Source organism: Bacteroides sp. AM16-13 (assembly GCF_003602705.1).
In the GTDB taxonomy this organism is placed as follows: Bacteria; Bacteroidota; Bacteroidia; order Bacteroidales; family Bacteroidaceae; genus Bacteroides; species Bacteroides xylanisolvens.
In genome coordinates this window covers 1-24,657 of record NZ_QTLK01000001.1, presented here as the reverse complement: position 1 = coordinate 24,657, position 24,657 = coordinate 1, and the positions used below count along the sequence as shown (strand labels likewise).

The 24,657-nt window shown below is 37.9% G+C and carries 25 protein-coding genes; 23 read left to right on the top strand and 2 right to left on the bottom strand.

The window, feature by feature from the left end; translation table 11 throughout:
- Positions 1–14: 14 nt before the first annotated feature.
- Both DW173_RS00125 and DW173_RS00120 read right to left on the bottom strand, forming a co-directional pair.
- Entirely contained in the window at positions 15–1,847 is a 1,833-nt protein-coding gene (locus tag DW173_RS00125) for a DUF3987 domain-containing protein (protein ID WP_120143317.1), read from the bottom strand.
- 43 nt (positions 1,848–1,890) lie between these two features.
- Positions 1,891–2,523, bottom strand: coding sequence for a BT4734/BF3469 family protein (locus DW173_RS00120; RefSeq protein WP_120143316.1), 633 nt, complete (start codon positions 2,521–2,523; stop codon positions 1,891–1,893).
- A 153-nt stretch (positions 2,524–2,676) separates the two neighbouring features.
- On the opposite strand from DW173_RS00120, the gene DW173_RS00115 reads away from it, so the two are divergent.
- From DW173_RS00115 to DW173_RS00005, 23 genes are all read left to right on the top strand, one after another.
- A complete protein-coding gene (locus DW173_RS00115) occupies positions 2,677–2,826 on the top strand; it encodes a hypothetical protein (protein ID WP_008021935.1) in 150 nt (49 codons plus the stop codon).
- Between the two features lie 150 nt (positions 2,827–2,976).
- Positions 2,977–4,383, top strand: a complete 1,407-nt coding sequence (locus tag DW173_RS00110) for an undecaprenyl-phosphate glucose phosphotransferase (protein ID WP_120143314.1) — start codon at positions 2,977–2,979, stop codon at positions 4,381–4,383.
- 58 nt (positions 4,384–4,441) lie between these two features.
- Entirely contained in the window at positions 4,442–5,257 is an 816-nt protein-coding gene (locus DW173_RS00105; protein ID WP_004313212.1) for a polysaccharide biosynthesis/export family protein, read from the top strand.
- A gap of 6 nt (positions 5,258–5,263) precedes the next feature.
- Complete coding sequence (locus DW173_RS00100) at positions 5,264–7,705, top strand: GumC family protein (RefSeq protein WP_004313213.1); 2,442 nt, start codon at positions 5,264–5,266, stop codon at positions 7,703–7,705.
- A 39-nt stretch (positions 7,706–7,744) separates the two neighbouring features.
- The gene (locus tag DW173_RS00095; protein WP_229096971.1) at positions 7,745–8,662 is read left to right on the top strand and encodes a polysaccharide pyruvyl transferase family protein; all 918 of its coding nucleotides are present in this window, start codon (positions 7,745–7,747) and stop codon (positions 8,660–8,662) included.
- Entirely contained in the window at positions 8,662–10,197 is a 1,536-nt protein-coding gene (locus tag DW173_RS00090; protein WP_004313215.1) for an MATE family efflux transporter, read from the top strand. The genes DW173_RS00095 and DW173_RS00090 overlap by 1 nt, the downstream gene beginning before the upstream one ends.
- Positions 10,198–10,259: 62 nt before the next feature.
- Positions 10,260–11,069 carry a glycosyltransferase family 32 protein gene (locus tag DW173_RS00085; protein WP_004313216.1) on the top strand — a complete coding sequence of 270 codons (810 nt, stop codon included), beginning with the start codon at positions 10,260–10,262 and terminating at the stop codon, positions 11,067–11,069.
- A 14-nt stretch (positions 11,070–11,083) separates the two neighbouring features.
- Positions 11,084–11,464 (top strand): acyltransferase family protein, encoded by a 381-nt coding sequence (locus DW173_RS00080; protein WP_117515095.1) that lies wholly within the window; start codon positions 11,084–11,086, stop codon positions 11,462–11,464.
- A gap of 122 nt (positions 11,465–11,586) precedes the next feature.
- On the top strand, positions 11,587–12,057 hold the full coding sequence (locus DW173_RS00075; protein ID WP_225739724.1) for a hypothetical protein: 471 nt from the start codon (positions 11,587–11,589) through the stop codon (positions 12,055–12,057).
- 6 nt (positions 12,058–12,063) lie between these two features.
- On the top strand, positions 12,064–13,032 hold the full coding sequence (locus DW173_RS00070; protein ID WP_004313218.1) for a glycosyltransferase family 2 protein: 969 nt from the start codon (positions 12,064–12,066) through the stop codon (positions 13,030–13,032).
- Between the two features lies 1 nt (position 13,033).
- Positions 13,034–14,071: a hypothetical protein gene (locus tag DW173_RS00065; protein ID WP_004313219.1), complete on the top strand. Its 1,038-nt coding sequence runs from the start codon at positions 13,034–13,036 to the stop codon at positions 14,069–14,071.
- A gap of 43 nt (positions 14,072–14,114) precedes the next feature.
- Complete coding sequence (gene glf, locus DW173_RS00060; protein ID WP_008651624.1) at positions 14,115–15,245, top strand: UDP-galactopyranose mutase; 1,131 nt, start codon at positions 14,115–14,117, stop codon at positions 15,243–15,245.
- Between the two features lie 2 nt (positions 15,246–15,247).
- Positions 15,248–16,252 carry a hypothetical protein gene (locus DW173_RS00055; protein ID WP_008018133.1) on the top strand — a complete coding sequence of 335 codons (1,005 nt, stop codon included), beginning with the start codon at positions 15,248–15,250 and terminating at the stop codon, positions 16,250–16,252.
- 58 nt (positions 16,253–16,310) lie between these two features.
- On the top strand, positions 16,311–17,504 hold the full coding sequence (locus tag DW173_RS00050; RefSeq protein WP_004313222.1) for an O-antigen ligase family protein: 1,194 nt from the start codon (positions 16,311–16,313) through the stop codon (positions 17,502–17,504).
- A 172-nt stretch (positions 17,505–17,676) separates the two neighbouring features.
- Positions 17,677–18,735, top strand: coding sequence for a glycosyltransferase family 4 protein (locus DW173_RS00045; RefSeq protein WP_004313223.1), 1,059 nt, complete (start codon positions 17,677–17,679; stop codon positions 18,733–18,735).
- 10 nt (positions 18,736–18,745) lie between these two features.
- On the top strand, positions 18,746–19,837 hold the full coding sequence (locus DW173_RS00040; RefSeq protein ID WP_004313224.1) for a glycosyltransferase: 1,092 nt from the start codon (positions 18,746–18,748) through the stop codon (positions 19,835–19,837).
- Positions 19,838–19,848: 11 nt separating this feature from the next.
- On the top strand, positions 19,849–20,427 hold the full coding sequence (locus tag DW173_RS00035; RefSeq protein WP_008651628.1) for a putative colanic acid biosynthesis acetyltransferase: 579 nt from the start codon (positions 19,849–19,851) through the stop codon (positions 20,425–20,427).
- A gap of 25 nt (positions 20,428–20,452) precedes the next feature.
- The gene (locus DW173_RS00030) at positions 20,453–21,568 is read left to right on the top strand and encodes a glycosyltransferase family 4 protein (protein ID WP_004313226.1); all 1,116 of its coding nucleotides are present in this window, start codon (positions 20,453–20,455) and stop codon (positions 21,566–21,568) included.
- Complete coding sequence (locus tag DW173_RS00025) at positions 21,561–22,130, top strand: DapH/DapD/GlmU-related protein (protein WP_008997745.1); 570 nt, start codon at positions 21,561–21,563, stop codon at positions 22,128–22,130. The genes DW173_RS00030 and DW173_RS00025 overlap by 8 nt, the downstream gene beginning before the upstream one ends.
- An 8-nt stretch (positions 22,131–22,138) precedes the next feature.
- Positions 22,139–22,618, top strand: a complete 480-nt coding sequence (locus DW173_RS00020; protein WP_004313228.1) for a hypothetical protein — start codon at positions 22,139–22,141, stop codon at positions 22,616–22,618.
- 41 nt (positions 22,619–22,659) lie between these two features.
- Positions 22,660–23,085, top strand: a complete 426-nt coding sequence (locus DW173_RS00015; RefSeq protein ID WP_229129660.1) for a glycosyltransferase — start codon at positions 22,660–22,662, stop codon at positions 23,083–23,085.
- A gap of 30 nt (positions 23,086–23,115) precedes the next feature.
- Positions 23,116–23,871: a glycosyltransferase family 2 protein gene (locus tag DW173_RS00010; RefSeq protein ID WP_118408891.1), complete on the top strand. Its 756-nt coding sequence runs from the start codon at positions 23,116–23,118 to the stop codon at positions 23,869–23,871.
- A 405-nt stretch (positions 23,872–24,276) separates the two neighbouring features.
- The gene (locus DW173_RS00005) at positions 24,277–24,570 is read left to right on the top strand and encodes a nucleotidyltransferase family protein (RefSeq protein ID WP_120143311.1); all 294 of its coding nucleotides are present in this window, start codon (positions 24,277–24,279) and stop codon (positions 24,568–24,570) included.
- The last annotated feature ends 87 nt before the right edge of the window (positions 24,571–24,657 follow it).

Genomic DNA, 24,657 nt, shown 5'->3' with positions numbered 1-24,657 from the left:
TTACCCCCCTCTCCCTAACACACGCACACGTGCGTGCGTGTATAGATGCCTTTATCGTCTGCGTTGGTAAACAATCCTTTTTTAATCAGACGGTTCAACCAGCCGAAAGCAGTGTTAGGTTTGATTTTCATGGTTGTAGCCTGTTCCGACAGCTGTGCACGGGTGAATTGGTTGCCCATTGCTTCGAAAAGTGCATCCCGGTCGGCATTGGCTCTGTGTTTGACTTCTGTGGAAGGAAGAAAAGACAAGATATGCGTGGCATGACGATAAAGCGGAGTTACAAGTTCCAGAACCGCATGAAAATCTTCGGCGGTGATCGTTACATCCCAACGGGTGATAATGCCGTCTTTGATATTATCAGTGGCAATCTCCTTATCAGGAGTAAGCAGATGGATAGAAGAATTCTTGAATTGGTAAGGTTGATCACATTCCAATGCACGTATCATAGCTACTTCTGCCATGATACGGCACGTGTTGACAGCCAGTCGGGCGATGGAACTGCTCATTTCGTTGTCGTTGGCAAGTCCCGAACGGAAGAACAAATCGGAAAAGAGAGCGTTGAACTCTTGCTTTTGCTCGTCGGTGAGCCGGAGCGTATGGACTCCATGTGTTTTCATCAGGTCGAGTTGCTTTTTCCATTCCAGGCCTATGTCTGTGAAGATAGCTTCCAGATCGGCTTCGCCACTTTCAAACTGATTGATCCATGCCCATATACCATGCATGTAATAAAACAGTTGGCGCGAGAACAAGCCGTTCTCTGTCGAGGGAATAAGTGGTTTCACTTGTGCGGGCGTACCGGAAAGCAGGACGGACAGATAGCTTTTCTTTACTTCCCGGTATTCCTGGTCGGTACGCCGGTTGTACGACAAACGGTCATGGTCGAACGCTTTGCGGAGCGTGTCGCTCCAGTGTCCGTATTCCGAGCCGATGGCAGCAGAAATAGTATCTGCTTCCGTTTCGCAGATAAGTCCTGTGCCGTTGGCATCCATGATATTTTGCAGAATACCTGTTCCGGTGTTATTGCCCGAGATGAGAAACATTCTGTTTTTGGGCATTTGGGGAGCTTCCACTTTGCTACGCTCTTTTCCCATGACGTCGTAGGCGGCTTTCTCTTTTTTGTAAGCCTTGACCTCTGCCGCTACTTGCTGGCGGATCTCGTCATGGATAGGTTCGACGAGCAGACGGATAAGCGAAAGAATTCCCTTACCCGAGGCAGAAGGAGCCACGATGAAACTTTGCAGGCAAGGAGACTGGAGTTTGCCAGCGTATGGACATCTCACATATCGTTCCATGCTGGCACCTATGGCAGTCAATGCTCCGAGCAGCATGACGTCACGCTGGGTAGGGCTGGTGGCATAGCTCATGATGAGCAAGAGGATTTTCGGCCAGTCCGCTTCGGGGAAAGTAGGCAATGGCTGGTTGGGGTCACTACCGTTCAGCAGCTCTTCGGATTCGTCCGGTTCGTCATTCTCCACCTTATTATATACGTGTGCGTGTGTGAGAACTTTGGATGGTGTATTTTCCGTATTTTCTGTATTTCTACGGTTGTTCATAACTTCCGTATTACAGAGTTTCACATTTGCCGTCTCGGCAAGATGGAAAGCTGTACCCAGGTGCACTTCCCCATGTCGGGTAGTGAGAGCATTGGAGAATATCCGTTCGGCATGTTCACGTTGGTACTTGGCGGACATCCGGCACAAACGGTGGAAAAACTCGCGTCCCGCTTCTCCGCAATCCGTTGCGATGGCAAACGCCAGTTGTACATATTCAGCATAGGTAGGAGCAATATCCGCTCCTGCAGTTTCAACCGCTTCAGTGAGGCGGCGTAAAGATTCAATATCAGTCATTTTTTTGATTTATGATTTATGATTTATAATTTATGATTTATGGTTATTCGTTGGTGGCTCTAAATAATGCTCCCGGGTCATGGCAAAGGAAGCAGGATCTCACAATGTCTTTACCGGAAAAGTCCACGCCTTTTTTCTTTTCTCCGAAAGGAGGAGGTGTTTCTGTACCATAGATCATCACAGTGTATAACATTGCTAACTTCATTTTTTCCGTAATACAGTTTGCGTCATCGACCGTGGGTAAATGATTATAGGGTATGAAGGCTTTTACGCCTCGTCCGCTAGGACTGATAAACGTGAGCACAGGGTGGAGGAGAGGATCATTGAACAACGTCTTACGCATCTCCACTGCTTCCTGATAGGAGGTGAGGTAGTCTATATCTACTACTGTTAGGAGGGAAGGACCTATGAGGCATTTGCTGCTGCGACGCGAGAATGTACCACAGGGAGTCACGTATGGTAATAGTGATGCTTTTGCCGTCCGTATATCTTCGGAGTTGCGTACTTGTTCGGTCAGAACTTTGAGATTCTCGTTGCAGGTAATCATTTGAAAGACTTGCTCTACGGAGACTTCGCAGCAGGGAATAAGCGTAGGAGGAGTAACTAATTGTCCGTGTTCGTCTTTAATGGGCGCAATGGGAGGCATGAAATAAGACATTCTAAAATCGTTTGTCATAACGTATCTAATTATTTGATTATCGCCTTGAATTTTCAAAACGCGGGGCGAAGGTAGGAATAGCTTTTAAATCAACTGTTCTGACATATCAGAACAGTTATAGGTAGAATCATGTATTATTTAATAACTTTAACAATTAACAGAATTACAAAAATGAAAAAGTACTCTCATGTAGCACTCGGTCTTTTCATCGCCGAGCAGTTTAAGAAAGCAGGTGTGAAGATAGCTCCCATGTGCGCTGAAATAGGCTTGGGCAAAGCTGTCTACTATGCAAAGGTTATAAAAGGGGAGACGTTCGTTTAAGCCATTTCACCCGTCTTTTGGCTTACTTCTATGACTGTCATACCAAAGAGGAATTTCGAGCCAAAGCAATTGAATGGGTCGACCGTTATATTGATTATCGTGAGAAACACGGGTGATGGGAAAGAAATTTAATCAGTTGATAATAAAATAATGCAGGAAGTCCAACGTTTCAATAAAGTCCTAAAATCTTTTGTCCTTCTAGGGGACATCATCTTATTGAACTTGCTGTTATGGATGTTTACTTCGATCTGGGAAAACCGGTCTCCATTTGAGTATTCAATGCCTCTTCTCCAGAACATGGCTCTGATGACTTTATGTTATCTGGTTTGCAACATCCGTTCAGGAGTGATCCTTCATCGTCCGGTGGTTCGCCCGGAACAAATTATGCTTCGGGTGGCCCGGAATATGATTCCTTTTGTGTTGATAGTCTTTGGGCTTTCATACATATTCCATTTTGAATGTGTCAATCTGCGTCAGTTAGGGGTATTTTATATAGTTCTCATTATCGTTATCATTTCCTATCGTCTGACGTTCCGATCTATTCTGGAGCTTTATCGCAAAAGTGGGAAAAATGTCCGAAAGGTAGTGCTGGTGGGTAGCCATGAAAATATGCAGGAACTTTATCATTCCATGACGGATGATCCGACATCCGGGTATCGTGTATTGGGATATTTTGAAGATTTTCCGTCAGACCGCTATCCTATGAATATAGCTTATTTGGGACAGCCGTGTGAAGCTGTTGATTATTTGACTCGTAATGCGGGAAAGGTGGATCAGCTTTATTGTAGCCTTCCTTCCGCCCGTAGTGCTGAAATTGTGCCGATTATCAACTATTGTGAGAATCATCTGATTCGTTTCTTTAGCGTTCCCAATGTCCGGAACTATTTGAAACGGAGAATGTATTTTGAAATGTTAGGTAATGTCCCGGTACTTTCTATCCGTCGTGAGCCACTTGAGTTATTGGAGAACCGTATTATGAAACGTGGCTTTGATATTATTTGCTCGCTACTGTTCCTTTGTACCCTTTTCCCGATTATATACATCATTGTGGGACTGGCTATAAAGATAAGTTCACCTGGACCTGTCTTTTTCAAACAGAAACGAAGCGGGGAGGATGGTCGTGAATTCTGGTGTTATAAGTTTCGTTCAATGCGGGTAAATGCTCAATGTGATACATTACAGGCTACAGAACATGATCCTCGTAAAACCCGAATCGGTGATCTGATTCGTAAGACGAATGTGGATGAACTTCCTCAATTTATTAATGTCCTGAAAGGGGATATGTCTTTAGTGGGTCCCCGTCCGCACATGTTGAAGCACACAGAAGAATATTCCCATTTAATAAATAAATATATGGTCCGTCATTTTGTAAAGCCTGGTATTACAGGTTGGGCACAAGTGACAGGTTTCCGTGGAGAAACGAAGGAGCTTTGGCAGATGGAAGGACGTGTGCAACGTGACATCTGGTATATTGAGCATTGGACGTTTCTTTTGGATTTATATATCATGTATAAGACTGTGTATAACGTAATCCGCGGGGATAAAGAGGCTTATTAGGTGAAGAGTTGGAATTTGAATAAAAATTAAATCAATAGTTGTAAAATTACATGAGTAGGTGGTTATGAGAAAATTGAAACGATTGACTTTGGGTGCGTTACTTGCTTTTTTGCTGGTATCCTGCCAATCATATAAGAAAGTGCCTTATTTGCAGGATACGGCTTTTGTGAATGATACAGAACAGAGTGTTCGTCAGACAGGTGTGAAGGTTATGCCCAAGGATTTGTTGACGATTGCCGTATCTTGTTCTACTCCGGAACTGGCTGCACCTTTCAATCTGGTAAATTCGGGTACTGCTAGTGGAACGGAGGGAAAGACGGTAGGACAAAGAAACGCGTCATCTGCTCTAAAGCAATATTTAGTAGATAATCAGGGGAATATCAACTTTCCAGTATTGGGCGAGATTCATGTAGGTGGATTGACTAAACTGGAGATAGAAAATCTGATTATAGATAAGTTGAAGGTTTATTTGAAAGAAGCACCGCTTGTAACTGTGCGTATTGTTAATTACCGGATTTCGGTATTGGGAGAGGTTACTAAGCCAGGAAGCTTTGTAGTCTCTAACGAGAAGATTAATTTGCTGGAAGCGCTCGCTATGGCTGGTGATTTGACTATTTATGGTATGCGTGATAATGTGAAATTAATCCGGACAGGGCAAGATAACAAGCAGGAAATTATTACTATGGACTTGAATAAGGCTGAAACGGTATTGTCTCCTTATTATCAGTTACAGCAGAATGATATTATTTACGTGACACCTAATAAGACTAAGGCTAAGAATTCGGATATAGGAACTAATACGGGATTGTGGGTCTCTGCCACTTCTATCTTGGTTTCACTTGCAAACATATTGGTAATTTTATTAAATAAGTAATTAGTAATGAAAGAGAATTCGTATGACAATAATATGAGTGAATTAGACGAAGAGAAAGTTAATTATCAGGAACTTCTCTTTAAGTATATAATTCATTGGCCTTGGTTTGTTGCTTCGGTTTTAGCTTGTTTTATTGGTGCTTGGATGTATTTGCATTTTCAAACTCCCGTGTATCAGGTTTCTGCTTCTATCATGATAAAGAATGATAAAAAGAATGGTGGTGGAAATACTGCAGATTTGGAAAGTTTGGGATTAGGTGGAGTGATTACTTCTACGCAGAGTATTGATAATGAGATAGAAGTGCTACGCTCAAAAACAATACTGAAAGAGGTCGTTAATAATCTGGAACTTTATATTACTTACTATGATGAGGATGAGTTTCCTAAAAAGGAACTGTATAAAACCTCTCCCGTAATTGTGAATTTGACGGCACAAGAGGCGGATAAATTGCCAAATGTAGCTTTGGTTGATATGAAGTTATCTCCAGAGGGTGGTCTGGATGTGAATCTAAAGATAGGCTTGAATGAATATAATAAGCATTTTGATAAACTTCCAGCAGTGTTACCTACGGATGCAGGTACATTTGGGTTTACATTGAAAGATTCTTTATCAAATGGGAAGATAGTAGGGCAAAGTGTAGTACGAAATATCAGCGCTGTAGTTAGTCAGCCTTTTGGGGTGGCAAAAGGATATCAGTGGGCATTGGAAATAGCACCTACCTCAAAAACGACTTCTGTAGCAGTTGTTTCATTGATGAATACGAATATACAGCGGGGACAGGACTTTATTAATAAGTTAATGGAAATGTATAATCGGAATACGAATAATGATAAAAATGAGGTTGCCGAAAAGACGAGAGAGTTTATCAATGAACGTATTAAGATTATTGATGAGGAACTTGGCACTACAGAGGATAAGCTGGAAGCTTTTAAAAGAAATGCAGGATTGACGGATATCAGTAGTGATGCCCAATTAGCAGTATCGGGAAATGCTGAATATGAAAGAAAACGTGTAGAAAATGGAACTCAAATTAATTTAGTTCGTGATCTTAATAAATATATCAATAATCCGTCGAATGAGTATGAAGTATTACCTAGTAATATTGGTTTATCCGATAATGGTTTAACTACTCAAATAGATCGTTATAATGAATTGATTATTGAACGTAAGCGTTTACTTCGTACTTCTACGGAAAGCAACCCGATGATTGTAAATCTGGATACAAGTATTCGTGCCATGAAAGCAAATGTAAAAGCTGCTATTGATGGGACTTTACAAGGCTTGCTTATCGTGAAGGCTGATCTGGATCGTGAGTCCAGTCGTTTTTCCCGTCGTATCAGTGATGCTCCGGGACAGGAGCGCCAGTATGTAAGTATTGCACGTCAGCAGGAAATCAAGGCTGGGCTTTATCTGATGCTTTTGCAGAAACGTGAAGAGAATGCTATTACTTTAGCCGCTACTGCGAATAATGCGAAGATTATTGATGAGCCAGCAGCTGAAGGTGCTCCAGTTTCTCCTAAGCCTAGGATAATCTACTTAATTGCTTTAGTGGTAGGAGTGGGATTGCCTGTTAGTATTATTTTTTTAATTGGTTTGACTAAATTTAAAATAGAAGGGCGTGGTGATGTAGAGAAGTTAACAAGTCTGCCTATTGTAGGTGATGTACCGTTGACAGAAGAAGCAAATGGTTCTATTGCTGTGTTTGAGAATCAGAATACTTTAATGAGTGAAACTTTCCGTAATCTCCGTACTAATCTTCAGTTTATGCTTGAGAATGATCAGAAAGTGATTTTAGTGACTTCGACAGTTAGTGGTGAAGGTAAATCTTTTATTTCTTCCAATCTAGCAATAAGTCTTTCTTTATTAGGAAAGAAAGTAGTGATTGTGGGGCTTGACATTCGCAAGCCCGGTTTGAATAAAATTTTTAATATTCCGAGGAAAGAGCAGGGAATTACTCAATATCTGTCGAATCCGGACAAGAATCTGATGGATTTCGTTCAGCCTTCGGATGTTAGTAAGAATTTGTTTATTCTTCCAGGAGGAACTGTACCACCTAATCCAACAGAGTTATTAGCTCGTGATAGTTTGGATAAAGCGATTGAGGTATTGAAAAAGAACTTTGATTATATAATTTTGGATACTGCCCCGGTTGGTATGGTAACTGATACTTTGCTCGTAGGTCGTGTGGCTGATTTGTCAGTTTACGTATGTCGGGCAGACTATACTCGGAAAGCAGAGTTTACCTTGATTAATGAATTGGCTGATAGTAATAAGTTGCCTAATCTTTGTACTGTAATCAATGGTTTGGATCTTCAGAAGAAAAAGTACGGCTATTATTACGGTTACGGTAAGTATGGCAAATATTATGGCTATGGTAAGCGTTATGGCTATGGTTATGGCTATGGGGAGACACACCATGGTGGTAAGGGAGAAAGGACAGAAGAATAGACGAATGTGATTTTGGAGAAGACAAATGAATTATATAATATGAGAATTAAACAATTACGCATAAAAGGTAGAATCATAAGATTATTTAGGCTTATTGTAAATACAGGTTATATGCTTTTGCATAAAAGAGCAGATGAGATTGTACTTAATGTGTCTATGAATTTGTTGTGTAATAAAGTGTTTCATAGTAATATAGGTGATGACATAAACTATTATCTTATAAAAGAATTGAGTCATAAACGTATATTGAATTATTGGGATTTTTTCAATCTACGGGAGCAGCCTAATTTTATGGTTATAGGTTCGATAATAGGTTGGATGACAAATAAAGATAGTATCATTTGGGGGAGCGGAGTGCGGGAACCGGATAATCCTTTGCCAGCTATTCCTCGTAAGGTATTGGCTGTTAGGGGGCCGCTTACACGCAAATACTTGATCTCACAAGGGGTGGAGTGCCCGGAGATATATGGAGATCCCGCTTTATTGTTACCTAAGATTTACCCTCTTCCATTTGTAAATAAAAAATACCTAATAGGGGTGATTTTACATAAAAATGATCTAGGTAATTCTATTATAAAGGAATTTATTGAAAGAGAAAGAAACAAGGCGAGACAGATTGATATTAAACATTATAAGGATTGGAGGCAAGTGATAAAAGAGATCGTAGAATGTGAAATGATTATATCTAGCTCATTGCATGGTCTGATTCTGTCTGATGCGTATCATATTCCCAATATTTGGATTAAATTCTCTGATGAAACCTTTGATGGAAGTTTTAAATATTTGGATTATTTCGCTTCTGTGAAAAGGCCGATCGATAGACCACTAATCATACGATCACGTTTGGATTTATCGGATTTGCTTCAATATAAAGATAGTTATTCTCCTATTACTTTTGATGCTCAAAAATTGTTGTCTGTCTGTCCGTTTATAGATAAAAACAAAATTTTACCTTAATGTCAGGAAACGATAGAATCGCAAAGAATACAATATTCTTATATTTTAGAATGTTGTGTACAATAGTCGTATCATTATATACATCACGAATTATTCTCCAAACATTGGGTGTCAATGATTATGGTATTTATCAAACTGTGGGTGGAGTAGCAGGTTTATTAAGTTATATTATTAATGGTTCATTGGCATCCGGTTCATCGCGATTTATTACATTTGAAATGGGGAGGAGAGATAAGGGAAAGCTAAGTGATACTTTTTCCTCTTTATTGACTGTACATCTATTATTCGGCGTGGTCGTTGCTTTATTGGCAGAAACTATCGGATTATGGTTTTTATATAATAAATTAGTCATTCCCCCGGAACGATTTTCCGCTGCTGTATTTACATATCATTTATCTATATTAATGTCTATTGTCGGTATTACGCAGGTGCCATATACCGCTGTGATTATTGGACATGAGAAAATGAATATATATGCTTATACGAGCATTATTGAAGCTATATTGAAATTACTGCTTGTATATATACTCATGGTTTCCGATTGGGATAAATTAATGCTTTGCGCTTCATTGCTTTTTGTGGTTCAATGTGGTATTACTTTTTTTTATCGTTATTACTGTATTCGTCATTATGAGGAATCTCATTACCATTTCTCTTTTGACAAGTCTATTATAAAGAAAGTACTCGGCTTTTCATCGTGGAATTTGGTAGAAAACACTTCTATTTCATTAAATGCTCAAGGTACTACTATTCTTCTTAATATGTTTTTTAATTCGGGCATAGTGACAGGACGTTCAGTGGCCAATATTGTTTCTATGACAGCTAATTCATTTGTTAACAATTTCCGAACAGCAGCAAATCCGCAGATCGTTAAGAGGTTTTCGGCAAATGATTTTGATGGCAGTAAGCATTTATTGCTAATATCAACAAAATATTCATATTTTTTAATGTTGATATTAGCATTTCCAGTCTTTTTAGTTGCAAAGCAATTATTATATCTTTGGCTGGGACAAATACCTGATTATTCTGTTGTATTTCTGCAATTCGCAATTGTTACTACGCTTTTTGGAGTGTTTGACCAATCGTTTTACAGTGCGTTTACAGCAAAAGGTCAGATAAAGGAAACTACTATATGTTCCATTTGTGTCGGCTATTTATCCTTTCCTGTCATCTATGTTTTGTTCAAGTTAGGTTATTCTCCAGTTTCATTGTCCTGGGTCATGTTATTTTCATCTCTGATACTCGCTATTTTTATAAAGCCTTTCCTACTGGTGAAAATTATGGGATATACGTGGACAGATATTTTTGTTTTATTTAAATCTTGTATCATAGTAACTGTTGTTTCTGTGCCTATACCATTACTGTTATATATATTTAGAAATACATTGTTTCACACGCCATATTTGGATTTTTTTATCCTCTCAATAAGCGGCGTAGTTTGCGTAGCTTTGGCTGTTTGGTTTTTGGGTTTGGATGATGGCATACGTAAGAGAATACAAAACAATATTAAGATAAAGTTATTAAAAAGAAAATGATGAACTCGAGAATTGAACACATTGACTGTTTGAGAGGACTAGCCATTTTTTAACATTCTAATATGATACCTAAAATAATACATTATTGTTGGTTGAGTAACGACCCGATGCCTGCAGAGCTCAAACGTTGCATTAAAAGTTGGAAGAGAAAGCTTCCTGATTATAAAATAAAGAAATGGGATACACACAATTTTGATATTTATTCCATCCCTTTTGTAGCAGAAGCATGTAAGATGCGAAAATGGGCATTTGCTTGTGATTATATTCGTGTATATGTACTTTATACGGAAGGGGGAATATATATGGATTCAGATGTTTTTGTCAGGAATAGTTTAGACTTTTGTCTTGCTAACAGGGCATTTAGTGCGGTAGAGTGTTATCCGGACTTAGTGGAGAAAATTTATGCTGAAGGGTCGGTTGATGCGGAAGGTAACAAAAGAAAAGATATTCAATATATAGACGGAATTCAGATTCAGGCGGCTATTCTTGGTGCGGAAAAAGGACATCCTTTTATGAGGGATTGTATGAACTATTATCATGATAAGCATTTTATATTGCCGGATGGTTCATTGAATAATAAAATTATTTCTCCTTTTATTTTTGCAAATATTGCGATTGATTATGGTTTCAAATTTAAGGATGAAGAACAGGATTTGAAGAGTGGATTAAAAATTTATTCGTCAAGTTTGTTTGCAAGTAATATGGAGCTTATAACAGGGAAAGCCGTTGCAATACATTGCTGTGCCGGTAGTTGGCGTTGGATGCCTTCCTCATCAATGGCGTATGCTGTGCAGTATATGAAAGAAATAATCAAAAACATACTTTTCAGATTACATTTGAGAGGCGGCAAAACTAGAGGAACTTTGAAATAATTTGTATTTTTATTATGCGTATAGATTCACTTGATATTTTAAAAGGAATAGGTATTATCCTTGTGGTAGTTGGTCACATGATTGGGAATCAACTATATATCCGTCCATGGATATATGCATTTCACATGCCTCTTTTTTTCATGCTATCGGGATACTGCTTCAATATAGCGAAGCATCCTCAATTGTTACCGTTTGCTGTAAGTAGGGTTTGGACACTTCTCGTTCCTTGTGTTCTATATACGGTGGTTAGTCTTGTAGTTTCTCCGGAATATATTTGTGAAGGGAGATATTATGAACTGAAGACATTGCTTCCCGGCGCACTTTGGTTTCTTCCAATATTATTTATAGTAGAAGTTCTAGGGTATAACGTGGCTCGCTTTAAGGGGGGGTGGTAAAAATATTTGTCATATTGTTATGCGTGGTCTTAGCTGCTTGCTTTCGTTTTTGGGAATTCCCTTTAACATATAGGCTTATTCAAATTCCAATGTGTCTTTTGTTCTATCTAATAGGAAATTCATTGAGAAAATATGCTATTGTTGAAAGGTTTTTGATGAATAGCAATTGGATGTCTTTGTGGAAATATTGTTTGTTGGGTTTGTTGGGGTGTGTTTTGACTTATGTATATGTGAGAACTGATGCGTTAAAACATAGTCAGGAAATTTTGAACTATTTTGAGATAGGGATGGTTCTTGCTTGTTTCAGCGCTATTGTCGGTGTAGCTTCATTCTCGGTTTTTTCTCTCAAAAGAATGCCTAAATTAGGAAATGTATTGATATATATAGGTAGAAATACATTGATAATTATGTCTGTTCAGGGTATATTTATATCATTAGCTGATTATTTTTTGCGTCCATTGATACCGTCGTTTGCTATCGGTAAGTTAGTTCAGTTTATTTTTGTATTTTCCTGCTGTTTGATAATGATACCACTAATCAATAAATACATTCCTGTACTAGCCGGTAAAGGGATAAAACATCGTTCACTTTAATTAAATATGTTTCTTTCAGTTATTATTCCTGTATACAACGTAGAACCTTATTTGCATCGTTGTATTGATAGTGTCATAGCCCAAGATATGAGTGATGAAATAGAATTGCTGTTGGTGGATGATGGCAGCAAAGATGCATCGGGGGCAATATGTGATGAATATGCATCGAAGTATAGTTGGATTCATGCTTTTCATATTCCCAACGGAGGAGTAGGCAATGCGCGTAATTATGGTATTGAACATGTTCAAGGTGAATACTTTACTTTTATAGACTCGGATGATTTTATTGATCCCGGTTTCTATAAAGAGGTGTTAAGGTTGCATCGTCAAACTCCTTCAGACGTATATTTATTTGGTTATAAGGATTATCCTCTTAATAGTAGCGATGGGCATAGGTTGAAACAATGTCGTTGTGATGATACTGAATCATTGGCGCAATTGTATTTAGATATGAAGAAAAACTATCTGATGTTTTCGGTTATCAACAAAATTTTTAATTCTATTGAAAATCGGAAACATCGATTTTTGACAAATATTCACTATTTTGAGGATTGCCTCTTTGCTCTTGATTGTCTGGGTAAAGCAAAATCTGTAGGAGTGATTGAGCAGGCTCCTTATAATTATGTGCATCATCCGGGGGAACATTTAGGCGGAAAATATACTGCACCGGAGGTGGTGGTTGAAGTAGCTCGTGAATTGAAGAGGCGAAGTGACTTACTTCCTCAAAGTGATGAACTGACTCAATATACAATTCTTGAATACTATAATAACATGCTTCATGCGGTTGATAGCAGCCGTGGCATAAAGCAAAGATTACAATATATACGCATACTTTTGAGAGAAATCGAGACGTTTGGTTTCAAGACTGAATTCAAGAAGTATCTAGGCAGGAGAAAAATACTGATGCAGTTCTCGAGTCCTGTAGGTGTACTTATGATGTGCCTCTTACGTAATTTAATCCTAAAATTCAGATGATATGTATCAAAATTATAAAGTTGTAGTGAATACGGCTGCAGGTCGCCGCCGTTATATGCAATATTTGGTTCCTCCCATTTTGAATGCTGATATTGTGGATCGGTATGATATATGGGTTAATACTCGCAATATGGTGGATATTGAGTTCTTTAAAAAGCTTGCGCAGAAATATCCGAAAGTTAATTTGGTGTGGCAACCGGACGGAGTTGTTAATGGCATTGCGAGCATTAATGCATTTTATCGTGATTGCTGCGACAAAGATACTATTTACATGAAACTTGATGATGATGTGGTATGGTTTGAACCCGAACTGTTTGAGAAGATGGTGAAGTTTCGTGTGGATAACCCAGAGTATTTTTTAGTATCACCGCTCGTAATCAATAACGCTTTGTCTACTTATCTTTTACAGGTGCATAATAAAATCAAGTTGGATAAGTATTATATGAGTATCTGTGGGGAGAGAACTATCTGCTTTGATGGCTGGTTTGCGGCAGATTTGCACGATTGGTTCATGGAGAAATATCTTATTGCCGGTAAATATCAAGAGCTGTATGTTGGTAAGCATCCTATGGGGATGGCTCGTTTTTCAATCAACTGTGTTTTATGGTTTGGTAATGAAATGGCTGAATTTAAAGGTGAAGTGCCAGGAGATGATGAAGAGTTTTTGAGTTGTATCAAACCAACTCAATTAGGTAAGGCTAACTGTTTTAATGGCGATGCTCTGATTGCTCATTTCGCTTTTGGACCTCAACGAGAGGGGCTTGATAAGATGGATATTCTGAATCGATATGGTAAAATATTGCATGATTTGTGGAAGCAGGATGAATCAATGCGTGAGATAGACATTTCTGTACAACAAATGATTAAGAAAGTTGAAGCGCGTGAAGCTGAATTGAACAGCCTTCCATCACCATATAAATGTATACCTAAAGTAAAAGTGCCTTTCTTCATGCGTTTAGGAAAAAAACTGCCGGAAAGGGTGAGATGTGCAATCAGAGAACTACAACGTAAACAGCGATATAAATTCATAGAAAGATAAAAAATATCTGTGAAAAAATCAGAATAGAAAAAACTAACATATTATGAAACAATATGATTATTTGATAGTGGGTTCCGGACTTTTTGGATCCACCTTTGCCTGTATGGCTAAACGACAAGGTAAGAAATGTTTGGTCATTGATAAGCGTCCACAGCTGGGTGGCAATCTTTATTGTGAAAATATAGAAGGGATAAATGTTCACCAATATGGAGCGCATATCTTTCATACTTCAAACAAAGAAGTGTGGGATTTTGTCAACTCTATAGTGGAGTTTAACCGATATACCAATTCACCGGTGGCTAATTATAAAGGCAAACTTTATAATCTCCCCTTTAATATGAATACCTTCTACCAGATGTGGGGCGTGACAACCCCTCTCGAAGCTGAAGCTAAATTGGAAGAACAGCGGACGGAAGCAAAAGTTGCTCTTAATGGTCGTGAACCTGAAAATTTGGAAGAACAGGCGCAGCTTCTTATTGGAAAAGATATTTATGAAACACTCATCAAGGGATATACTGAAAAACAATGGGGACGACCTTGTACAGAATTGCCTGCTTTTATCATTCGTAGATTGCCGGTACGTATGGTATTCGATAATAACTATTTTAATGACAAATATCAAGGAATTCCAATTGGTGGGTATAATAAGCTGATTGAAGGCCTATTGGATGGTGTGGAGTGTCGTCTAAATTGTGATTTTGGGGAGAACCGTGAAGAACTGACAGCTCTTGCCGATAAGATTGTTTATACAGGTGCAATAGATGAGTTCTATGGTTATCGTTTGGGGCGTTTGCAATATCGCACCGTATCTTTTGAAACAGAGATCTATGATACTGCTAACTATCAAGGTAATGCTGTAGTGAATTATACTGACCGAGGAGTACCCTATACTCGTATCATTGAGCATAAACATTTTGAGATGTTCGGTCAGCAACTTTTTGATTGTCCGAAAACTGTAGTTAGCAAAGAGTATTCTGCAGAATGGAAACCCGGTATGGAGCCCTATTATCCGGTAAATGATACTCTGAATAATGATTTAGCCGATAAATATCGTGCGTTGGCAGCTCATGAAAAAGATATCATCTTTGGAGGTCGATTGGCTGAATATAAATATTATGATATGGCTCCTATTGTGAAAAGGGCTTTTGAAGTAGTTAGATCACAAGGTTTATAAAAATGAAGAAATACATACTTATTATTAAAACTATAGCAAATGATAAACTTAGTAAATCTTTAATAGGTGGTGGAGCAAGTGTTAAGGCTCCTCAAGATATACATAAAATTGCTTTACAAAATGGTTATGAAGAATATCCTATCATTTTGAGAGGGTATAAGAATAAGCTACTTTTTATTGTTGTTTTATTCCTAAAAATGATTCGTCTTGCTATCAATTTACCTAATGGTGCAACATTGTTGATTCAGTATCCAAGCTTAAATCCTAAAATGCTTTATTTTATTTTTCCTTTCTTGAAAAAAAAATATCTGATAACATTGTTGCATGATATTAATTCTGTAAGAGAAAAAGGGGAGCTATCGGGCTTTGAGAATAAGGTTTTGTCAAATTTTGATGAAATAATTGTGCATACACCTGAAATGCAAACTTATTTTGAGCAGCGATTGAGACCGGGCATTAAATATCATTATTTAGGTTGTTTCCCTTATATTGCAGTCCCAGATAAAGAAGCACGTCAGTTAAGTAAGCAGGTTTGTTTCGCAGGTAATATAGATAAGAGCGTGTTTTTTAGTGATTTTGTTTTTGAGAATAAAGATTTAGATCTTATAGTATATGGTTCTTGTTCCTCAAATAATGCTATGAAGAATAAATATGAGTATAAAGGAGTTTTTAAGCCTGATATGATTGGTCACTTAGAAGGGAGTTGGGGACTTGTTTGGGACGGAGATTCCACAGAAACCTGCTCTGGTACATGGGGGAGTTATCTTAAAATTATTGCACCTCATAAATTTTCGTTATATGTGTTAGCTGGATTACCATTAATAGTATGGAAGGATTCGGCGATGGCGAAATTGGTAGAGATGAAGAATCTTGGTATTACCGTGACATCGCTTTCAGAGATTTCTGCTAGAATTTCTGCTGTTTCAGATAATGATTATAAAGAATATTGTGCTAATATTCTAAAATTCCAGCCAGTTCTATTGAAGGGTGAAAATGTGTGTTTGTAGAACATTGGGTATTATAGCCATATAGGAGTGCATAATTTCTAGTAAATTTTATTATTATATGTTGGGTCTTAGCTTGGTAATAATTAATCGTGATATTAAGGAATATTGTTTTCCTTCCTTAATGGCTTTTTTTCTTATTTGTTCAAATTCAATTATTTTTCCTGGTATATATACATTACTCATTGCATTTGGGTATGTGGCATTTTACAAAATTAGATATGGAACCTTTACCATTAAATATTCAAAACTAAATATCTTACTTCTTTTAGCCTGCTATATTTCTGTATTTTCAAATTTATATATCGATTATCGCATTCTTATGTTTACTGGGATGATGCTTATTTGTGCACCATTTTATGTATCTAAAAAAGTCTTCTTATTTGAACGCAAAATTTTATCTGTAATTTTATTATTTTTTCCTGTTGTATCAATGATAGCTATGTATTGCTATCTAAAAGGCATAAATGCCTTTGCACAGGAGGGGGTACATATTGACCTCTCTTTTTCGGCTATTTATTATCATCCTATGTGGTTAGCTCCTATTGCAGGATTAGCTAATGTTATTTTGTTGTGGTGTCTATTTCAGTTACAAAATAAATGTTTCAGATGTATTGTGTTGTCTATTTTGTTACTGTCTATTTATGTCACTGTTGTTGCTGCCTCTCGTACTGCTCTTTTTGCATCCGTGATAACCATGGTGTTATACATTGTATACAATGCAAGAAATGTAAAAAAAATAATATTGTATTTGTTAGTTATAGGATTTCTTGCAACAATATCGATTCCTGTATATCTTGAGCATTCAACTCAAATACAAAATAAGTTTGAAGGGGGAAAAGGTGAAAAATATGGTTCTCGCTCTGCCCATTTTGGAGAGGGGTTTGATAAATTAAATGAATCTCCTCTTATTGGAAGTGGATTTGCAACGGCTTGGTATAGAGGCGTACTTCATAAAGGTCGATTGGAGAGTGGTAGCGGATGGTTGTCTATATTATTTCAATTAGGTGCCTTAGGTGCAATAATAATGTTATTCATTCTAAAGAAAGTAACTCGAGTTTTTAAATATATTAGACATGATCGAAGGTTACAATTGTTTGTTATTTCTTTACTTTTTCTGTGTTTGCATTCTTGTTTTGAGGGGTATTTATTAACTGTCGGTTATTATATAGGTTTTGTATTTTGGCTTCTAATTTCTCATATAATATGTTATCCGGATATGGTGAAGAAGTACAAATTAAATTTTGAATCATGAAAATGTTTTCTTTGGATACTTTTGTTTATAGTGTATTGTTCTTTTGTATTGATTGTGACGGGCTTGAATCTGTTTATAATATTTGATGTCATTCTGTCTTCATTCAGTTGATGTTCATGTGTTAATAGCTTATTTGTTATGATCTTTTTTATTTGCAAAATCTTGTTTTGAAATGAACTTATTTTTTTTCCAAAATTGTATTAGTCCGCATCAGATACCTTTTATCGAAGAACTGTCAGTTTTTACAGATGTTGATAGGGTAGTGGTGATAGCTCCTCGTGTGGATTACGATGATCGAAAGCTGATGGGATGGAAGACATCAAAATTGCTTGAGACAAAAGGTATAGAGTTTTTGATTACTCCTACTATGAAAGTAGTGCAAAGACTATATGAGGAATGCAAAGGTATTGAAACGTTTTGTTTTTTTTCTGGTATCAATGCTTTTCCTGAAATTGTGCCATGGATGAAACTCTCATTCAATTATTCTTTTAAGCGAGGAGTAATAACCGAGCCACCATTACTCTATAATCATCCACTATGGTTGCATAAACTAAGATTTGCATTGAAAGATTGGCGATACGTAAAGTATTTTGACTATTTATTGGTGATGGGCGATGAATTTGTGCCTTATTATCGCTTTTGGAGTAAAAAATGGAAAGTATTACCTTTTGTATATTGTACAGAGTGGAGAGAACGTATATATCCTATACCGACTTCAGAGAAGCTTAAGGTACTCTATGTGGGTAGTTTGTCAGATAGAAAGAATGTGGTGGAGATGTTTCAAGTGTTGTGTCAAAAGACTGATTTAGAGCTTGGTATTGTAGGTGACGGTGAGAAGCGAGCACAAATTGAGGAGATGAGTATGCAGGCTAATACAGAAGTAGTGCTTTATGGTATGCAACCGATGGAGAGGATCTCGGATATTATGCAACAATATGACGTACTGATTTTGCCTTCGAAGCATGATGGGTGGGGAGCTGTTGTGAATGAGGCGTTGATACTTGGACTATATGTGATAACAAGTAATCATTGTGGAGCTTCGTATCTATTAAAAGATAAGCAACAGGGTATGATATTTACTTTAGAAGAGGCACAGAGTTTAAGCAACGTGGCTGATGTTTGTATTGCAAAAAAAGATTGGATAAGGGAGACGGTAAATGAGCGTATTACATGGAGCAAAAACTACATCTCGGGTAAAGCAGTGGCGAACTATATAGTCCAAAATTTATAAATAAACGCTTATGAAAGTAATACATTATATTCCTAGTCTAGACCGTTCTTCAGGTGGTACAACTGCCTATATGCAGTTATTGACTAAAGAATTGACACGGTTGGTAGAACTCTATGTAGTGAGCCATGCTAGTGAGAATCCTGTAGTAATAGATAATTGTACGGTGTATTTCATTCCTGAATTTAGAAACTTCATGGGGATGAAACGACAGTGGAGAATATTGTTAACTCAATTACAGCCTGACGTGGTGCATGTAAACTGTTGTTGGATGCCTGCTTGTGCCTTTATACAAAAGTGGGCACAGGCATTGGGGTATAAAGTGGTGCTAACACCTCATGGTATGTTAGAGCCGTGGATTATGGCGCGTCATTATTGGACTCGTAAATTACCGGCACTGTGGTTTTATCAAAAGGCGGCAGTGATGAAGGCGGATGTATTGCACGCTACTGCAGAAAGCGAGAAGGAGAATTTACTGAAGTTGGGCTATAACAATAGGATTAAGATCATTGCTAACGGTATTGATGTAGAGAATATAGAGATGAAGTCATCATGGAAGCGGAATAAGGAGATTCTTTTCTTGAGTCGTGTACATGTGAAGAAGGGAATTAATTTTCTTCTTGAGGCAGTTGCTCAATTGAGGGAACAGGTAGAGGGGTATGTGATACGTATTGCTGGTGAAGGAGATGCTATCTACATTGATGAGTTAAAGCAATTAACAGAACGTCTTGGTATATCAAAACTAGTCTTCTTTGAAGGTGGTGTATATGGTAATCGTAAATGGGAATTATTCCGTCAAGCGGATCTTTTTATATTACCTACACATAGCGAGAATTTTGGTATTGTGGTGGCAGAGGCATTAGCTAGTGGTACACCTGCGGTAACAACAATGGGTACACCATGGAGTGAGTTAGAGAGTCGACGGTGTGGCTGGTGGACGAAAGTTGGTACAGAGGCAACCGTACAAGCACTTCGTAACTTTTTATCGCTTACTGAAAATGAGTTGGAGAAGATGGGACGTAATGGTCGTAAACTGGTAGAGGAGAAGTATTCGGCACGTAAGGTGGCAGAGGAGTTTGTGGAAATGTATAAATCAATTTTATGAAAAAGGATTTGATGGGATTTAAAACTCTATATTCGAAGAGGAATAAGTTTCGCAGATTGATATGGAGTATGGTTTGGACTTGTCTTGCCCGTCCGTTTCCCCGCTCTATGGCAATGGGATGGAAACGTATGCTGCTTCGTGCTTTTTGGGCAAAGATTGCATCTACGGCTGCAGTGTATGCTATTGCTAAAGTGTTCCAATCTTGGTTGCTGGCAATGGATGATTACCCCTGTTTGGCCGAGGGAGTAGATTGCTACAATACAGTACCCATTCGGATTGGGCGTAATGCTACGGTCAGTCAGCGGGCTTTCCTTTGCACTTCAGGACATGACATTACCGACTCACGTTATCATCAGACCAATGCTTCGATAGTGATTGAAGATAGGGCTTGGGTGTGTGCCGAAGCTTTTGTGGGACAAGGAGTGACTGTAGGAGAAGGTGCTGTATGTGCAGCACGTGCAGTAGTGATTAAAGATGTTGAATCATGGACTGTGGTTGGGGGGAATCCGGCAAAGTTTATAAAGAAAAGGATGTTAATAAATATCAACAGGACACCCTTGTCTCTTATTTTATATAATCAGTTAGCTTGATGCTGCATAATATAATTGAGCTGACATGAAAGTAAATATAATAACAGGGCCTTTTGGCTGTCTACCCCCATATGCTATTGGAGCAGTGGAAAAATTATGGTACTCTATCGGTACAGATATGAGAAATAAGGGACATCAAGTCATCTTTATATCTAAGAAGCCACTAAAAGAGAGTTCTATGGATGATAATCTTCTTCTGCATGGCTATGAAAGAACTGGATCTTGGGTAAAAGACTTTGTTCTGGATTTTGTTTTTTCAATAAAGGCATTAAGTAAAATGCCTAAATGTGATATGCTTGTGCTTAATTCAATATGGAGCCCTATTCTTTGTCTATTATTTAAATGGAAGTATCGTAGGGCTTTATATAATGTGGCACGATTTCCGAAGAAACAGATGGGGGCGTATTTTGCTATGAGTAGTTTGGCATGTGTGTCAACTGCAGTTTACAATGCATTAATAGAACAGAGTCCGAGTATGAAATCTAGGGCTTGTGTCATACCCAATCCGATTGATACTCATATATTCTGTAATGAACACATGGTAAAAACTCTTTCAGATAGTCCGGAAGTGGTTTATTCTGGCAGAGTACATAAAGAAAAGGGACTGGATATATTAGTAAAAGCAGTGACAAGACTCCATGAGGTGGGGGTATCTGTTGGATTACGGATAATTGGTGCAACGAAAATAGAAGACGGAGGTAGCGGTGAAGACTATGTAGATTATTTAGAATCTTTGGTAAGAGGATACAGGATAACATGGGTGGAACCTATTTTCTCACCTAGTTTGTTGGCAAAAGAAATACGTAAAGGTGATATTTTTTGCTATCCTTCTATAGCTGGATTAGGTGAGACATTCGGTGTAGCCCCTCTTGAGGCAATGGGCTTAGGATTGGTTCCTATTGTTTCGAATTTAGATTGTTTTAAGGACTTTATAGTGGATAATGAGAACGGATTGGTCTTTGATCATACTGATGTACGATGTGATGAATTGTTAGCTAATTGTTTAATGCGCTTATTATCAGATGAAAAAATGTATTCAGAAATGTCAGCGAAAGCAATTAAAAAGTCTGCAGGTTTTAGTGTGAGTAGAGTGTCTGATATGTATATGAGTATTTTTAAAAAAGTATTAGGTGGTGAGTAAGCTTTATCATAAAAATAAAAACCAACGTGATGCGTATTCTAGCCCATGGCCAAAGAAAGAAGCAATCATGATTCGTATATGGGAAGTGGTTTGGACGCTTTTTGTAAGGTGGCTGCCAAAGCCTTTTTATCGGTGGCATATATTTCTATTGAAGTTGTTTGGGGCACATATTAGTGGTCATCCTTTTATTGCGCCTACTGCCCGTATATATGCCCCATGGCTTTTAACCGTAGGAGATAGGTCTTGTATAGCGACTCGAAGCGAAATATATAATTTGGGACCTGTTATTATAAAAGAGAGAGTAACCATAGCGCAGTATGCTTATATATGTAATGGATCCCATGATTTATCTGATAATAAATTACCTCTGGTTGTAGGTGATGTGGTTATTGACAATGATGTGTTTATTGGAGCAAGAGCCATAATTCTGCCAGGATTACATCTTTGTCGATATTCGGTTGTTGGTGCTGGCGCAGTACTTACCAAAAATACTACTGATTTTGGCATTTATGCAGGTAACCCTGCAAGATTTATAAAAGAAAGAAATATTTATGGTGAATAATCATTATTATGGTGGCTCTTATGTTGCATAAATCTCCTAAAATCTGTTTAGCTTGTTCGGCAGGCGGGCATTTACGTGAGCTACAATTGGCTATCGGTGCTATTCCCGAGCAATGGGATTGCTATTGGCTTACCTTAAAAACGACATCAACTAAAGCTTTTATGGCAGACAAGGAACATGTATTTTTAGTGAATTTTCAACCAGCAAAGAAATGGACACTGATAGTGAACTGTTTGCAAGCAATATTCTGGGTGCTGGTGAAACGCCCAGATGTAATCATTACTACAGGAGCTGGTGTGACTGTACCTACGGTTTTTTTCGCAAAAAAACTGTTGGGGACAAAAGTGATATTTGTTAATTCGGCTGCTGATGTGACACATGCTTCTAAAACTCCCGTATGGATAGAACGGTATAGTGATCTGTTTTTGGTCCAATGGGAAGAGATGCGGCAATTATTCCCTAATTCAATTTGTTGTGGTGTTTTATGATTTTTGCTAGTTTAGGTACAATGAACATAGCCTTCAATCGTATGGCAAAAGCCGTGGATGAATGGGCAGCTATAACTAAGGATGAGGTAATAGTACAAACTGGGTATACAGATTATCCCTACAAACATGCGAAAGCTTTTAAATTTTGTACAAAGGAGCAGATGAAGGGGTATATTTCTAGAGCTGATATATTAATACTTCAAGGTGGTTGGGGAGCAATATCGGAAGCGATGGAATTGAGGAAAAGAATAGTTGTGATACCAAGATATGACAAGGTAGAGCATATCCATGACCAGTTTCAATTAATTAGGAAATTGGATACTTTGGGATGTGTGCTAGGGGTATTTGACGAAAGGGAGCTTGCTGCAAAAATGGAACAGGCAAAAACATTTGAGTTTAAGCAAATAGAGAAAGGAGACGCACAGAAACTGATTGAGAAGAAACTGCAGGAGTGGTTTCCGAGATGACAATAATTAGCGAGTTCAAAATAGAATCTTATGAAAGTATCTATAATAACGTCGTGCTTTAATCGTGCGGCGACGATTCGTGGTGCCATAGAGAGTGTCTTGGCACAAGATTATAATAACATAGAGTTTATTGTTGTAGATGGGGCGAGTACGGATGGTTCGTTAGAGATTATTAGAGAATATGAAGGTCGTATCTCAACTATTATCTCGGAGCCCGATCATGGAATGTATGAAGCCATCAATAAGGGAATTCGTGTGGCTACAGGTGATGTAATTGGATTACTACATTCGGATGATTTCTTCTATGATAATGGGGTCATAAGCCGCATTGTGGAACACATGAAGACTACTCGAGCAGATTTTCTGTATGGTGATGGACTTTTTGTGAATCCTGATAATACAGACAAGGTGATACGTAACTGGATTGGCGGTGATTATCGTTTATGGAAGGTACGTCATGGCTGGCTTCCATTACATCCTACTTGTTATATTCGCCGCGAGGTAATGATGAGACTAGGTCTTTATAACGAAAGTTATAAGATTGCTGCGGATAGTGAACTGTTGGTGCGTTATCTGATGACGGGCGGACTTTCTGTTACTTATTTGAAAGAGTATGTTGTACGTATGCGCATGGGAGGGCTTTCTACCGATAGTGCTAAGCGTAAGAAAATGTGGGGAGAAGACATTAGAGTGTATTCCTCTCACGGTCTATGGCCTACTCTGACTAAATTAGAGAAGATGGCATGGAAAGTACCACAGTTTGTGTTGGCATTATTGAAAGGATAATGGCAATTAAATGAGATTGGTTGCTGATTTGTGCAGAGCAACTAGCTATTTTCTAAAAATAGCTCCTGAAGATTATTAGCTTATAATATAACGATACATGTAGGTCCCTAATTTCATGCTACACACATGAATCCCCTACATTTTGCAGGTTGGGAAAAATACAGCGGTATATTCCTGATCTGTCCCCCTCATATTAGCAAAATGCTGATATGTATTCTAAATATATCAACTGTCTGTGAAGATCGTTGATATATTGTTTTTTAATAGTATGCTTGTTGATTAAAAATAATATTCAGATTTCTAGTTTTGTATTATAGAAAGGATTAGGATATTTTTTATTGATTATCTATTGTATTTTTGAAAGAAAATGCATTTCTTTGTGGTATAGATAAAAAGCAATTTATTATGTTGACTACTGTAGAATATTTATCCTTGCTTCATGAGTATATGCGAAAGAATTCTGCTAAATATGGTATTTCTCGCATGGGGATATTTGGCTCCGTTGCTCGTGGTGAACAACGTGAGGGTAGTGATGTCGATATTTGTGTTGAAATTGAAAGACCTTCTATCTTTACTTTAGTTCATATTAAAGAAGAATTGGAAAAACTATTGAAATGCCCTGTTGATGTGGTTCGGTTGCGGAATAATATGGATGAATTATTGAGAGGGTGTATCAATAAAGATGGAATTTATGTGTAAAAGTCAGATAATAGAATCATTGCTAAAGAAAATTCGGCTCACCCGATAATCATTGGGGGTATGCATAAATCTTAGCCAGTCTAAAGA